At 42.2% G+C, this 13,772-nt stretch carries 13 protein-coding genes; 2 read left to right on the plus strand and 11 right to left on the minus strand.

The window, feature by feature from the left end:
- Position 1: 1 nt before the first annotated feature.
- The 5 genes from LK453_RS06565 to coaD all read right to left on the minus strand — a co-directional run bounded on the left by LK453_RS06565 (position 2) and on the right by coaD (position 6,354).
- A complete protein-coding gene (locus LK453_RS06565; protein WP_007395698.1) occupies positions 2 to 1,339 on the minus strand; it encodes a homoserine dehydrogenase in 1,338 nt (445 codons plus the stop codon).
- Positions 1,340 to 1,621: 282 nt separating this feature from the next.
- Positions 1,622 to 2,449 carry a DsbC family protein gene (locus LK453_RS06570; protein ID WP_007395697.1) on the minus strand — a complete coding sequence of 276 codons (828 nt, stop codon included), beginning with the start codon at positions 2,447 to 2,449 and terminating at the stop codon, positions 1,622 to 1,624.
- 328 nt (positions 2,450 to 2,777) lie between these two features.
- A complete protein-coding gene (locus LK453_RS06575) occupies positions 2,778 to 5,261 on the minus strand; it encodes a YgiQ family radical SAM protein (RefSeq protein WP_007395696.1) in 2,484 nt (827 codons plus the stop codon).
- 211 nt (positions 5,262 to 5,472) lie between these two features.
- Positions 5,473 to 5,721 carry a YfhL family 4Fe-4S dicluster ferredoxin gene (locus LK453_RS06580; RefSeq protein WP_007395694.1) on the minus strand — a complete coding sequence of 83 codons (249 nt, stop codon included), beginning with the start codon at positions 5,719 to 5,721 and terminating at the stop codon, positions 5,473 to 5,475.
- A gap of 126 nt (positions 5,722 to 5,847) precedes the next feature.
- Positions 5,848 to 6,354 (minus strand): pantetheine-phosphate adenylyltransferase, encoded by a 507-nt coding sequence (gene coaD, locus LK453_RS06585; RefSeq protein WP_007395693.1) that lies wholly within the window; start codon positions 6,352 to 6,354, stop codon positions 5,848 to 5,850.
- Between the two features lie 373 nt (positions 6,355 to 6,727).
- Between coaD and smpB the strand changes: the two genes are divergently transcribed.
- On the plus strand, positions 6,728 to 7,204 hold the full coding sequence (smpB, locus tag LK453_RS06590) for an SsrA-binding protein SmpB (RefSeq protein WP_044298531.1): 477 nt from the start codon (positions 6,728 to 6,730) through the stop codon (positions 7,202 to 7,204).
- A gap of 109 nt (positions 7,205 to 7,313) precedes the next feature.
- On the opposite strand, the gene gorA is transcribed toward smpB, so the two are convergent.
- From gorA to LK453_RS06615, 5 genes are all read right to left on the minus strand, one after another.
- Positions 7,314 to 8,669, minus strand: a complete 1,356-nt coding sequence (gene gorA / locus LK453_RS06595) for a glutathione-disulfide reductase (protein WP_007395691.1) — start codon at positions 8,667 to 8,669, stop codon at positions 7,314 to 7,316.
- A gap of 315 nt (positions 8,670 to 8,984) precedes the next feature.
- A complete protein-coding gene (locus LK453_RS06600) occupies positions 8,985 to 9,437 on the minus strand; it encodes a threonine/serine exporter family protein (protein ID WP_007395690.1) in 453 nt (150 codons plus the stop codon).
- A gap of 1 nt (position 9,438) precedes the next feature.
- Positions 9,439 to 10,230 carry a threonine/serine exporter family protein gene (locus LK453_RS06605; protein WP_007395689.1) on the minus strand — a complete coding sequence of 264 codons (792 nt, stop codon included), beginning with the start codon at positions 10,228 to 10,230 and terminating at the stop codon, positions 9,439 to 9,441.
- Between the two features lie 146 nt (positions 10,231 to 10,376).
- Positions 10,377 to 11,375, minus strand: a complete 999-nt coding sequence (locus LK453_RS06610; protein ID WP_007395688.1) for a DUF368 domain-containing protein — start codon at positions 11,373 to 11,375, stop codon at positions 10,377 to 10,379.
- A 257-nt stretch (positions 11,376 to 11,632) separates the two neighbouring features.
- Positions 11,633 to 12,265 carry a nitroreductase family protein gene (locus tag LK453_RS06615; protein WP_007395687.1) on the minus strand — a complete coding sequence of 211 codons (633 nt, stop codon included), beginning with the start codon at positions 12,263 to 12,265 and terminating at the stop codon, positions 11,633 to 11,635.
- A gap of 349 nt (positions 12,266 to 12,614) precedes the next feature.
- Between LK453_RS06615 and LK453_RS06620 the strand changes: the two genes are divergently transcribed.
- The gene (locus LK453_RS06620) at positions 12,615 to 13,259 is read left to right on the plus strand and encodes a LysE family translocator (RefSeq protein ID WP_007395686.1); all 645 of its coding nucleotides are present in this window, start codon (positions 12,615 to 12,617) and stop codon (positions 13,257 to 13,259) included.
- A 34-nt stretch (positions 13,260 to 13,293) separates the two neighbouring features.
- Here LK453_RS06620 and LK453_RS06625 read toward each other — a convergent pair whose 3' ends face one another.
- The gene (locus LK453_RS06625; RefSeq protein ID WP_007395685.1) at positions 13,294 to 13,737 is read right to left on the minus strand and encodes a GFA family protein; all 444 of its coding nucleotides are present in this window, start codon (positions 13,735 to 13,737) and stop codon (positions 13,294 to 13,296) included.
- Between the last annotated feature and the right edge of the window lie 35 nt (positions 13,738 to 13,772).

A 13,772-nucleotide genomic window follows, 5' to 3' on the forward strand; every position in this document is an offset into this window, starting at 1 on the left:
CTTAATCTAACTCATGCAAACGAATACGCACCACATCTGATGTGATCGCTTCCAAGGCTTCAATCTTCTTAATGGCGACATTCATCTGATTTTCAATCACCGGTAACGTTAAGATAATAATGGGTACTTGGCCTTTTTGATGCGCAGGCTTTTGTAAAATAGCATCAATATTGATACCGGCATCACTCAAGATGCGTGTTACGTCTGCCAATACGCCTGGTGTGTCCTTAGCTTCTAAACGTAGATAGTAGCCGGTAACCATTTGGTCAGCAGCTAAAATTGGCGTATCAGACAACTGATTTGGCATGAAAGCAAGATGGGGCACATGATGACCATCTTTTACTGTCAACACACGGATTAAATCCATAACATCAGCCATCACTGCAGACGCTGTGGCTCCAGCACCGGCACCATCCCCGTAATATAGGGTTTGACCGAGCGGGTGAGAGTTAACGAGTACCGCATTTTTCACGCCGTTCACATTGGCAAGCAGTTTATCTTCTGGGATAAGAGTAGGGTGAACACGCAGTTCAATGCCGGTTACTTCTTTATTGACAGAGGGAGACCCTTGCTCTTTATAACGGCGCACCGCAAAGCCTAAATGCTTAATACGGTAGCCTAGCTCTTCTGCATAAGTGACATCTTGCAAGGTAATATTGGTAATACCTTCACAATATACTTTATCAAATTGTAGAGGAATACCGAAGGCAATAGAGGCCAGTAACGCTAACTTATGAGCAGCATCGATACCTTCTACGTCAAAAGTTGGGTCAGCTTCGGCATAGCCTAATGCTTGTGCTTCAGCCAATACGTCATTGAAATCACGGCCGGTATCACGCATTTCAGACATAATGAAGTTACCGGTACCATTAATGATACCTGTGAGCCAATCAATTTTATTGGCAGCCAACGCTTCACGCATGACTTTGATGATAGGAATGCCACCTGCTACGGCAGCTTCATAAGCCACGTGAACATGGTTCTCTTCAGCCAAGGCAAAAATTTCGTTGCCGTGTTCAGCGAGTAGTGCTTTATTGGCAGTAACCACATGCTTGCCATTTTTGATGGCATGAGTAATGACATCTTTGGCCACGGTTTGTCCACCAATAACTTCAACAACAATATCCACATCATCACTTTCGGCAATTGCCATTAAATCACTGCTTTGTTTAATAGCTGGGTCGATATCATCACGTTGACGACGGGTACCTACTTGGGTAATAACAATATCGTGACCACTACGCCTCTTAAGCTCGGTTAAGTTATCTTTTAATAGGTCTAGGACACCGGTGCCCACAGTGCCCAATCCCAATATAGCAAGTTTGATTGATTTGCTCACGTTATCCTCAGTAGTGTTATCCAGCGTTATGATCGTTTTTTTGGTAATCGTTTTTTAGTGTAAATAAAAGGGGGTAAATACTCAATAAAGAGAATTAAAGTCAATATAGTGTATTACGATATGAATAAATAATACTATTGTTTTCTAAAACTAAAGAGTACCGAATAGCTTTGACGACTACCTATAATTTACCCTCTAATCCTTGGGTGTTTTAATAAAGCGGCATTTATCTTAGCAGTCAATGCTCAGTGAATAAAGCATTAACTACTAAGCAGTCACTAACTATTTGTTGGCAATGGCTGCTGCTGCCAATTGTTTGGCCGGCAAGTAGCCGCCGATTTGAACGCCCGACTCCGTAAAGACGGCAGGCGTACCACTCACACCTAGGCTTAGCCCAAGGTCGATATGCGACTTCACAGGGCTGTCACATTTTGGTGATGAGATTTCTTGACCCATTTTTGCTTTATTCATCGCTGTTTTACGATCATTGCTACACCATATGGCTTCCATTTTCGGCACACTGGCTTCACTACGCGGCCAAGCTAGATATCTAACTTCGATACCTTCAGCATTGATTTGATCCATCTCAGAATGCATCTTAGTGCAGTAAGGACAGTCGGCATCGGTAAAGGCATAGACTACGGCTTTGGTTGCGCCTTTGGCAGGATAAATAATCAGTTCACTTTTATCGACCGCTGCCAGTTTTTCTTTGGCTACCTTGGCGGTTAGTTCACTGCTGATTTCAACGGGCTGTTGTTTACCCACTTCCAAAATCTGACCTAGAATAATATGGCGACCTTCTTTATCACTATAAAAAGCCGGTACGCCTTCGGCATTAACCCAGTACATATTTTCCATACTGGTAGGCACAGCAGAAATAATTTTTTGTTCAATACCAGAGGCTTTTAGATTGGCCTGAATGGCGTTAACCACCGCAGGATCTGATTCAGCAGAGGCAGTCGTGGTATTTTTGCTGGTTACAGGCTTGCTTTGCTTGGCTTCGGTGCTATTACTGTTACATCCAGTTATGGCAATGGCCAATGCCAATAATGCAACCTTAGGTAGGTTAAGTGAATTTTTTGAAAAAGGTTTACCGAATGAATGGCTCATAATTGTTGTCTCTTAGATCAGATTTTTGAAGAAGTATTGTTATCGATAGCAGGCATAAATCCACCATAAACCATTAGAAAATCACTAAAATGAATAGCTAAAGCTTATTAATCGTTCAATGATTGGTTAGGGATTTAAAGCCTTATTGATGCTTATAGTTTGATTTATAACCTTTGTTTAAATTATAAAAATGGCACTCAGTTTAGCATATTATCTATTTGATATAATCCAGAGAAACAAAAGCCCCACTGCGGTTAACAGTGGGGCAATTATTTAAGATACAGACAGATTTAAATCAGCGACTTATAGCCAAGCTGCTGATAGCAATTTACTTAGTGGCACGTGGCGGTAAACCAGTGTGCTGAGTTTGGAAGTTGCCTTTTTTAACCTGCTTATTTTTACTCTGATTATTTTTAGCCTGACTGTTGTTTGAGTTACTGGCACTTGAGCCATTGGTACTGCTATTACGGCTACGCTTCACTGAATCAGAACCGACACGGCTGTTCTTTTTGCGGGCGGATTGATAGGTGTCCTGACTGTCTCTGCCTTCTAAACGTGAATTAAAAGGCGGCACCAGACAATGGCGAGCGGTACCAATTAAGTCCTCACGACCTAAACGTTTTAGAGCTGCACGTAGCATGCCCCAGTTTTTGGGATCATGATAACGCAGGAAAGCTTTGTGCAATTTACGCTGCTTACCAGACTTCACGATTTCCACATCACCGCCTTCACGCGTCACTTTATGCAGCGGGTCTTTGTGAGTATGGTACATAGTAGTCGCTGTCGCCATAGGACTAGGATAGAACGCCTGTACTTGGTCTGTTCTAAAGTCATTACGTTTCAGCCACAGCGCCAGATTCATCATATCTTCATCAGTGGTACCTGGGTGAGCGGCGATAAAGTAAGGAATCAAGTACTGTTCTTTGCCCGCTTCTTGGCTGTACTGCTCAAACATCTGCTTAAACTTATCGTATGAGCCCATGCCAGGCTTCATCATCTTCGACAGGACGTTTTGCTCGGAATGTTCTGGGGCAATTTTTAGATAACCACCGACGTGATGAGTCACCAATTCTTTGACATACTCAGGGTCTTTTACCGCCAAGTCATAACGTAGCCCTGAAGCGATTAGAATCTTTTTAACGCCTTTAATGTCACGTGCTTTACGATATAGCTTGGTTAAATTACTGTGGTCAGTCAGTAAGTTTTCACAGATATCAGGGTAAACACAAGACGGTTTGCGGCAGTTCTTTTCGATGGCTTCATCTTTACAGCTTAGGCGATACATGTTGGCAGTAGGGCCACCTAAGTCAGAGATAACGCCCGTAAAGTTAGGGGCAGTATCTCGAATCGCTTCCACTTCACGCAATATCGACTCTTCAGAACGGTTCTGAATAATACGGCCTTCGTGCTCAGTAATAGAACAGAACGTACAGCCACCAAAGCAGCCACGCATAATGTTGACTGAGAATTTAATCATGTCAAAGGCTGGAATACGCGCATCGCCATAGCTTGGATGTGGCACGCGGGCATAGGGTAAGTCAAACACGTAATCCATCTCTTCCATCGATAAAGGAATAGGGGGTGGATTCAACCACACATCAATATCGGTTCGAGAGTTACCACCGCCGGTACCATGACGCTGGACCAACGCACGGGCATTACCTGGGTTGGTTTCTAAATGCAGAATACGGTTGGCGTGCGCATAAAGGACAGGATCAGATTTGACCTGCTCATAATCTGGCAAGCGAATGACCGTTTTTTCACGAGGGGGTAATTTAAGTTTGTGTTTACGCGCTGTTTTTGGTTTGTTGTTGTCATCTTGAGGGTCGACTAAACCAACCATCTTCACCGGTTGCACATCATCATTAACTTGCTCGGCGTTTAGTATTTTATTGTCAACTGGCTCAGCTTTAAAGCCTTGATACTGACGCTCCATCGCTGATAAGCTGGCATTGACCTTGCTTTCAGAGTTGCCTTTTTCTTTTTCAATAGAGCAGCTGTCCAAGTCTTCCGTCATCACATAAGGATTAATGATAGGGTCTACACGGCCTACGGTGTCCACATCATTACTGGCCACTTCCACCATATCGGCTTGCCAATGACGGCGCGATGGGGTCAACAAGTAAGCGGTGCCACGTAAGCTGCTCATTTGCTCGAAGGTATAGCCCTTTGATAAGCCATGCACCACATCCACGATGGCACGCTCAGCATTGCCATACAACAAGACATCGGCACGGCTGTCTAGCAAGATACTACGACGTACTTTGTCCGACCAATAATCATAGTGAGCAATACGGCGTAAGCTACCTTCAATACCGCCCAAAATAATCGGCACATCAGGATACGCTTCACGGCAGCGCTGACTGTACACAATAGCGGCGCGATCCGGACGTTTGTCAGGGGCATTGTTTGGAGAGTAAGCATCATCACTACGGATACGGCGGTCAGCGGTGTAGCGGTTAATCATACTGTCCATATTACCCGCAGTTACGCCATACGCATAAACCGGTTTGCCCAGTTCCATAAAGGCATCTTTACTGGTCCAATCGGGCTGAGCAATGATACCGACACGGAAGCCCTGAGCTTCTAGTAAGCGACCGATAATGGCCATGCCAAAACTTGGATGATCGACGTAAGCGTCGCCTGAGATGATAATCACATCACAAGCATCCCAACCTAGCTCATCCATCTCTTTACGGCTCATGGGTAAGAAGGGGGCAGGTTCGTAGCAACTGGCCCAGTGCTTATCGTAGTCGTATAGAGGCGTAACGCCTTGTTTAAAAGCGGTGCGGGCAATGGTTTCAGCAGACATGGTTATGACCTAAACAATAATTTAATAAAGAGATTTAAAAGCGAGTGTGGCGAAGAAAAAATAGAGGGGTTTAAGAATGATAAAAAGAATATCGCTCATTTTAACATGAATTAGGTTCAAGTTGTTGTAAACCTGTATTTGTAGCTGGCAAGATAGTGGCATAAAAAAAGCCGGTAAAAGTACCGGCCATTATAAGGATTTATATGCTGAGTTATTCGCCAACAATCCGCTTATACTTGGCCATCAAATCGCCTTCAGATTCCACATGATTAGGGTCATGAGGAATACAGTCGATTGGGCAGATTTCGACACATTGGGGCTCATCAAAATGGCCCACACATTCAGTACAGAGGTCAGGATTGATTTCATAAATATCCTCACCTTCATAAATGGCATCATTCGGACAAACCGGTTCACACACATCACAGTTGATGCATTCATCAGTTATCATTAAAGCCATAGCAAACTCCTAACCTTTGTTCAATCTATCTATGTTCGATGTAGCTACCTAGTATTTGATGATAAATGGAATTTACTGACAAACACTACTTAGTAATAGAAAAATAGAGAGACAGTATGAGCCTTATTAACCGTTATTAGCAAGCTTATGGGCAAAAGCTTGTTGTACACACACAGGAACAAATTTATGGACTTCACCGCCAAGCTTCGCCACTTCGCGAATCATGGTAGAAGAGATAAAAGAGTACTGAGGGGCAGGGGTCAGAAACACGGCTTCAAAATTATCGTCAAGCTCACGGTTCATATTGGCCAGCTGGAACTCATATTCAAAGTCTGAGGTGGCACGTAATCCACGTAGTACAGCAGTGGCTTGTTGTTCCCGCATGAAATCTACCAATAAGCCTTCAAAGCCAACCACAGTCACTTGTGGAAAATCAGCAAATACGGTTTCAACCAGTTCCACTCTTTCTTCGAAGCTAAACATAGGTTTTTTGTGATGACCTAAGGCGACGGCAATCACCACCTCATCAAAAAGCTTAACGGCACGCATTACTAAGTCGCGATGACCATTAGTAATAGGGTCGAAGGTGCCAGGGTAGACAACTTTAGTATGTAGCGATGATGGTTTATTCATGATGTTTTAAGTAGGCTGTAAAATAGGAGGCTATCGTAGCAAATTTTGCTTAAAGACGTAACCTTATTAGACAACTGTTTGCTAGTTAATTAAACAAAAAAGATGCTAGTAGGACTTAAATTCAGATTTACTCAGACACATCTCGCTACTCACCCTGATAATGAATCCCGCACGAGCAGTTCTAATAACTGTTCAGCTTACAAAGCTACGAAAAAGTATTTAGCTTAAATTTGCTATACTTTAACCTCGACCTAACTTAATTGCCTGTTGTCATGCCTGTAATAAAGGCAATAAGATTAGGGACATGAACGACAAGTTGTCTTTTGCTGAATAAGTGAAAGCAGAGCTTGGTTATTTGAGAGATTTTATTTATATGGCAAAGAAGACTAGAAAACCATCAAATCAGATTGCAACTAACAAAAAAGCCCGTCATGAGTATTTTATTGAAGAGACTTATGAAGCAGGGTTGGCATTGCAAGGTTGGGAAGTTAAAGCGATTCGTGCTGGCAAGATGACCATTACCGAAGCGTATGTGGTTTTCCGTGGCAATGAAGCTTTCTTATTCGGGGCTCACATTCAACCGCTGTTATCAAGCTCAACACATATCGATCCTGATAGTATTCGTACTCGTAAATTGCTGCTACATCGCAAAGAGATTGACACCTTGTTTGGCGCTGTAAACCAGAAAGGCTATGCCTGTGTGCCGTTAGAGGTGTATTGGAAAGACTCGTTGGTGAAATGCAAAATTGGCTTAGCCAAAGGTAAGAAGCTACACGATAAGCGTAAGACACTTAAAGATAGAGATTGGGAACGTGATCAACAACGTGGTTTTAAGCAGCACTTGGATTAAAGCTTGGTGTTTTATTAACCGCGTCAATTAAAAAGGCCACTCTAAAAGTAGAGTGGCCTTTTTAATTGACGCTTATGAAAGATTAATCAACGCCTAAGTCAGCAGAAGATTATCGCATGGTTACAAATTCTTCCGAGCCAGTCGGATGAATAGCAACGGTATTATCAAAGTCAGCTTTGGTCGCGCCCATCTTGATAGCAACCGCAAAACCTTGAATCATTTCATCCACACCAAAACCAATACCATGTAGGCCAATGACTTTTTCTTCATCACCGAGACAAACCAGCTTCATGGTGCATTTTTGACGGTGCTGGGTGACCGCACTGTACATTGGGGTGAAGGTAGAACTGTAGCATTTGATGCTGTCTTCACCATACTGGGCAATGGCCTGCATTTCAGACATACCAATAGTACCAATAGGCGGATGGGTAAAGATCACAGTCGGCACTAAGTTATAATCCAAATGCTCATTGGGCTTATTGTTGAATAGACGCTCAGATAAGCGTCGCCCTGCTGCTACGGCAACCGGAGTCAAATCGATGCTGTTTTCGATAATATCACCGACAGCGTAAATGCCTTCAACATTGGTATTTTGGAACTTATCTACTTTAATTTTGCCAATAGAGTTGGTTTCTACGCCCGTCACTTCCAGATTGATTTTATCTGTGGCAGGCTCACGACCAACGGCCCAAATTAAGCAATCCACAGTATTTGTGCGACCATCTTCTAAGTCTATGGTAAGACTACCATCTTCATTTTTAATGACTTCTTTAATGACTGTATGGGTATGTAATTCGATACCCTCCTTATCCATCTCTTCAATCAACACGTTAACGATGCTGTGATCAAAAGAGCGTAGGGGAGAGTGTTGACGAACATATAAATCAACTTCTGATCCTAAGCTACGTAATACGCCTGCTATCTCAACTGCGACATAGCCGGCACCAACAACAGCGACTCGCTCAGGAAGCTGCTCTAGCTCAAAGAAACCATCAGAATCAATACCATATTCTGCGCCTTTGACATCTGGGAATACAGGTCGACCACCTGTGGCAATGAGGATGTGATCTGCAGTAATTAGCTCACCATTGACTTCAACGGTTTTAGTATCAACGAACTTGGCAAAACCTTGTATCACTTCAACTTTATTCTTAGCCAAATTGGTCTCATAAGAGCGGTGGATATTGCTGATGTATTTTTGACGGGTCTCGACAAGTTTCTTAAAATCGAAGCCTTTAACGTCAATATCAAAGCCATAATCAGGGGCATACTTATGAATGGCTTCGGCAACTTGAGCACCGTACCACATCACTTTTTTGGGTACGCAGCCTAGGTTGACGCAGGTGCCTCCTAGATGACTGGCTTCAATGATGGCGCACTTTTTGCCATAACTGGCCGCACGGTTTAGAGAAGCGATGCCACCACTGCCACCCCCAATAGAAATATAGTCATAATGTTTTGTCATATTTATACCTTATCTTAGATTTTATTTTTAGCGATTAATTGGGTCTATTTGCTAGGTCTAACAGTTAAGATTAATGTTACCTTATATCTGTGTTTGATTCTAATTGAGTTGCGTAAGACTAAGCCAAGGTTAATATGATAACTTAATTGGCTATTTATTAAATTAAAGACAGCTATTAACTGAGTACAAGCTATTAATTTGGTTAAAGTAAATTTGGTTGAGTTTGATAAAGAAGGTTTAGTAGAGCCACAGATGGTTTTGAATTTGAATGACCTGAATAAGTTGCAGCTCTTTAAGAATAGTGGATGAGCCAACTCAAACAATAGGTCGACGTCTATAGAATAAAATCCCTGGAATGGATAAGCCAAGCACCAATCCTGACGTGACAAAAAGCGCCTCAAATAAGTAAGTCATCATTTGATTAAATAGGGCATCCGAAAAGCCAAGATAGCCAATTTGAACCATACTGACCATCGCTTTATACGCCGCGATACCAGGCATCATACAAATTACACTAGGCGAAATTAAGGCTTTAGGCGGCAAGGTATATTTTTGAGAAAAATATACGCCTACAAAGCTTGCCAACATCGCCCCCAAAAAGCTCGCTAAAATCAAATTAACATCATAATGTACCAATGCTGACTTAAGACCAAACCCCAGTGCGGTCATCAGCAAGCACGGTAAGATATAGCGCTTAGGCACCGTGAACATCAAGGTCCAACCTAGGGTGATAATAATAGAGAGTACGATGGTTTCTATCAGCCACATCTTAAAACCCCCAGTGTTGAATTCTTAACAATATAAGCGCTATGACAATACCGACGCAAGAAGACAAGGTCAGCATATAGGCATACACTGCTCGGCCAAGCCCAATATTAATATAGCCCTTCAGAATGTCGGATAATGAGTTAATAAGCGGGAAGCTTGGCACTAGAAGTAACACACTAGAGGCGACCGCAATATCTGCATTATTGCCAATATCATAATAATAACTCGTCGCCCCAATTAACGATGCAATAAATGCGGTAACAATGACGGTAATAAAGGGGTTGAAGTGATGTTTGGACAAGTAGATACGGGTCAACATAGCCACCATGCCGGCCATAAAAGTTATGGCAGTGATAGACCAATTGCCACCATTAAGATAGGCAAAAGCGGCACAAGAGCCGCCCACAAACAAACTCACCACCCAAGACGGATAAACAGACTTATCTAGCTCATCAAACGCCTTTTCTGTCTCTTCGATTAACGCTTCATTGGGGGATGATGCGTCTTCTGCTTTACTGACAATTTGTTGAATTTGTACCAGCAAATTGACGTTGATGCTTTGATTGATTGTGTCCCTCGTGGTGGTGATACAGCGTCCGTTTAACAGCGTAGTCAGAGTTAACGCATTAAAATTAAGGGCACATTCTACGCTATTAACCCCTAGTGCTACTCCCAGACGTTTAGATAGGTCAACTACCACCGCAGACTCTGCTCCGTATTGCATGAGCAGTAGACCACAGCGTACACATAGTCGAGTAATGTGTTGCTGCTGAGCGTAGCTAATTTTAGTCATGAGTACATACAAGTATTAAGTAAGAGGGTAGTCATATCGATGGATTAAATAACTGATAACGGGTTAAATAACGGATAAATGGGCTGTCGAATCCGAGAGAGATATCAATCATCTAAAACTCAATGTTATGAATGAGTTTATCTCAGTTAACCATCAATAGGTTTGGTTTTATTGCCCCACCAAGATAAGGCGGAGACTAAAACAGCCCCTAGTACCATTAAGCCGATAGTGGTGAACCACTGAGCACCACTAGGATAGTGCCAAGGGGCAACGTTATTTATGGCGTCGCCCGCCAGAGTACCAAGCTCATCTACCTTCCACGGCCAAACTTTGACCAACGAGCCGGCAATAAATCCAGTCAATAGCGCTAAGGTACCCTGATAGTAATGCGATAGTAGCCATTTAAGCGCCCGGGTAAATAGCAGTAAACCGGTGATCATACCGCCCATTAAAGTGAAAATAATAGGGAAGTTAAAGCTATGAACCGCCTCTAATACTCGGTCATATACACCCAGTAGCAATAAGATAAATGAACCAGAGATACCCGGTAAAATCATGGCGCAAATGGCCAGTGCGCCTGAGAAAAAGATATAGGTTAAGCTTGGCTCAGTGGTAAGCGGAGGCAGGTTACTGATAGTAACTGCCGCTATAATACCGACAATGAATAGTGCGGCCCGTGCTATATTCCAGCGTTTGATCTCGCTCAGTAAAATCACCACGGTCGCAACGACCAAACCGAAGAAGAAAGACCAAATTAATAAGGGTTGATTATCTAGTAGGTTCTTAATAAACCCAGATAAAGTGGCAAAGCTGGTGGCAATGCCCAATACTAAAACCAATAAAAATGTCGCATCAACATGACGCCAAATGTCCAGCAGTCCTTTAATGCCACCTTGCTGGCGATACACTTTCCATAAGTCGGGGCCAATGCTACCGATGGCGTTGATTAAACGTTCATAAATACCCGCAATCAAAGCGATAGTGCCACCAGATACGCCAGGGACAATATCGGCCGCTCCCATAGCGATACCTTTAACGTAAGTAGTCGCTAAGTCTTTGGGACTGTCTTTTATGGTTGCGTCTGCATCTAGTTGATCTGAGGGTAATGACTGTTTGGTAGGTCGCGGAGAGTGTGATGCCGTCATAGACATTCCTTTGGAGATAAGTATTAAAGGCGAGAGTATATAAATTTAAATAATAAATGTTAAGACTATTTAATCAAGCCGGCATTTTACCTTATCTGCTCTGTCGAGAGGTTTGTTTATCAATAAAAAGTTAAGACTTGAGCTTTACAGTAGATAATAACCAAAAAAGGCCACTCTTAACGAATGGCCTTGTTATATTAAAACAATTATATTAAAAAAATATGTGAGAACTAAGTTCTATACAGTCTAATTAAGACTTAGTAGTTAATGACAAAGTCTTCTGTTGGCAGACGCACTTTAGCCATAGAGCCTACCCAGTCGCGCTCAGGGTCAGCCACACCGACATAAATTAGGGCGATACTCTTTAAACCCAATTTATCAAGCTCAAGGACCTCATCAACCAAATCAGTGCTAAACCCTTCCGCAGGGCAACTATCAACTTTCAACTCAGCGGCTTGAGCTAGTGCTAAGCCCATTGCAATATAGGCTTGTCTGGCGATGTGCTCAAAGTTCTCTTCAGCACTTTTGCTGCCCACATAGGCTTTTAGCTGATCGGTATAGCTGTTAAAACGACCACGAGGTAAGCCGCGTTTGTCCGTGGTCATGTCATAGACCTCATCAATCTTCTGCTCGCTATAGTCTTTCCAACCGGCAAAGATAAGTACGTGTGAGCACTCTTGCATACACTCAGGGTTTAACGCCCCTTTGACCAGTTTATTTTTAATGTCTTGGTCTTCAACAACCAATAAGCGGAAGGGTTGTAGACCTGAAGAAGTCGGTGCCAATCTGGCTGCTTCAACAATTTTATCAATATTTTCTTGGCTTACTTTTTCATTTGGTTTAAATGCTTTTACCGCATGACGCCAGTTTAAATCTTCTAGTAATGACATAGTTATCCTCGGGAATTTTTATGATTTTATAGAGGGGTTTTCGATAATAAATAAAGTTTATCGCCCATCAGCTATCCTATTTGAGGTTCACGCTCTGTTTTACAATCTTTAGCGATTAGTTATTACCTAACAATTACAATATATTCAAAATTAGGATAGATTTGGCAATATTTTTGGGGTGTTAATAGATGAATCTACCCTAATTCTGCTTACGAAAAAGGAGGCAGTAATTTGACGAATTTCTTTAGAGAAGACGAGTTAAAAAATTATCTAATAATTGTGTGCGGGTAGTTGTAGTAGTGGTATAAACTACTTCTGTCTACTAAATTACCTAAGGTTTAAACACACTGTGACCATTACCTTTATTCAGCTATTTACTTTTATTTTTGCGGTAACCCTATTTATGTTAACACCGGGTCCTGGTGTTTTTGCCACTATTGCTAAAGCTATGAGTCAAGGGAGTTGGGCGGTATTACCATTAGCCATTGGTCTTGCCGCCGGCGATACCATTTATATGGTTTTTTCGGCTTATGGACTTAGTGCTTTAGCGACTAACTTTAATATCTTGTTTACGGCTATTAAATTTGCGGGTGCAGGCTATCTGTTTTATTTGGCGTATAAGATGTGGGTTACTATGCCTCCGGCCATTGAAACTGAATCTTCCGGAACCTTATCAGTGACTAAAGGTGATAGAAAACAGGGCATTAAAAGTATGACTTCAGGCTTCCTAATTTCGATTAGTAATCCTAAAGTTATTCTATTTTATGTCAGTTTACTGCCTAGTTTCTTTCCAGTTGCAAACTTAACAGGCCTTGATATTGGCATATTATGCGGGGTTATATTTGTTTGTGCGGTTGTGACCATGATGAGCTATGCTTTTATAGCAGGGTACGCTCAAAAGCAATTAAAAAGCCCCAAGTCACGACAGATATTCAATCGAGTTGGGGCGTCATTTATGGGCATGGCTGGAGGGTGGTTATTGACTAGAGGATAGCTGAGTGGTCATCAATAGGTGAGTTAGGCAATATTCATGATAGAAGCTCTAGTAACTTTTTAAACTCAGGTAATTCCGCAAAATTTTCAGCCTCTGAGTCAATTTGATGCCAACTGGATTTTGAGTTTAAGCAAAAGTTAGCCACCACTTTTACGTTATCCGTATGTCCATCGATATCAAGCAACCCAACAGGAATCCAGTAGTATTGCTCATTGGGTGAAGGGGTAAATAAATTAGGCACAGGGCCGCCACAGTTAGCACAAAAGTGTGAGCTAAAGCCGGTCTTTTTTTGCCAACTTTTTATTGTGTCGTTTTTAATCCATTTGAAATCAGTTGTTGGAATAATGGTGGCCGAATTAGAGCTTGAGCCTGACTGCTTTTTGCATAACGTACAATGGCATTGATATATTTTCAAAGGATTGGTGTCAATGTCACATGCAAATTCAATATCCCCACACAAGCATTTACCTGTCAGCATAATCTGTCCTTATTTTTTTTTGGAGTAATTTAATA

The organism is Psychrobacter sanguinis, from assembly GCF_020736705.1.
Classification (GTDB): Bacteria; Pseudomonadota; Gammaproteobacteria; order Pseudomonadales; family Moraxellaceae; genus Psychrobacter; species Psychrobacter sanguinis.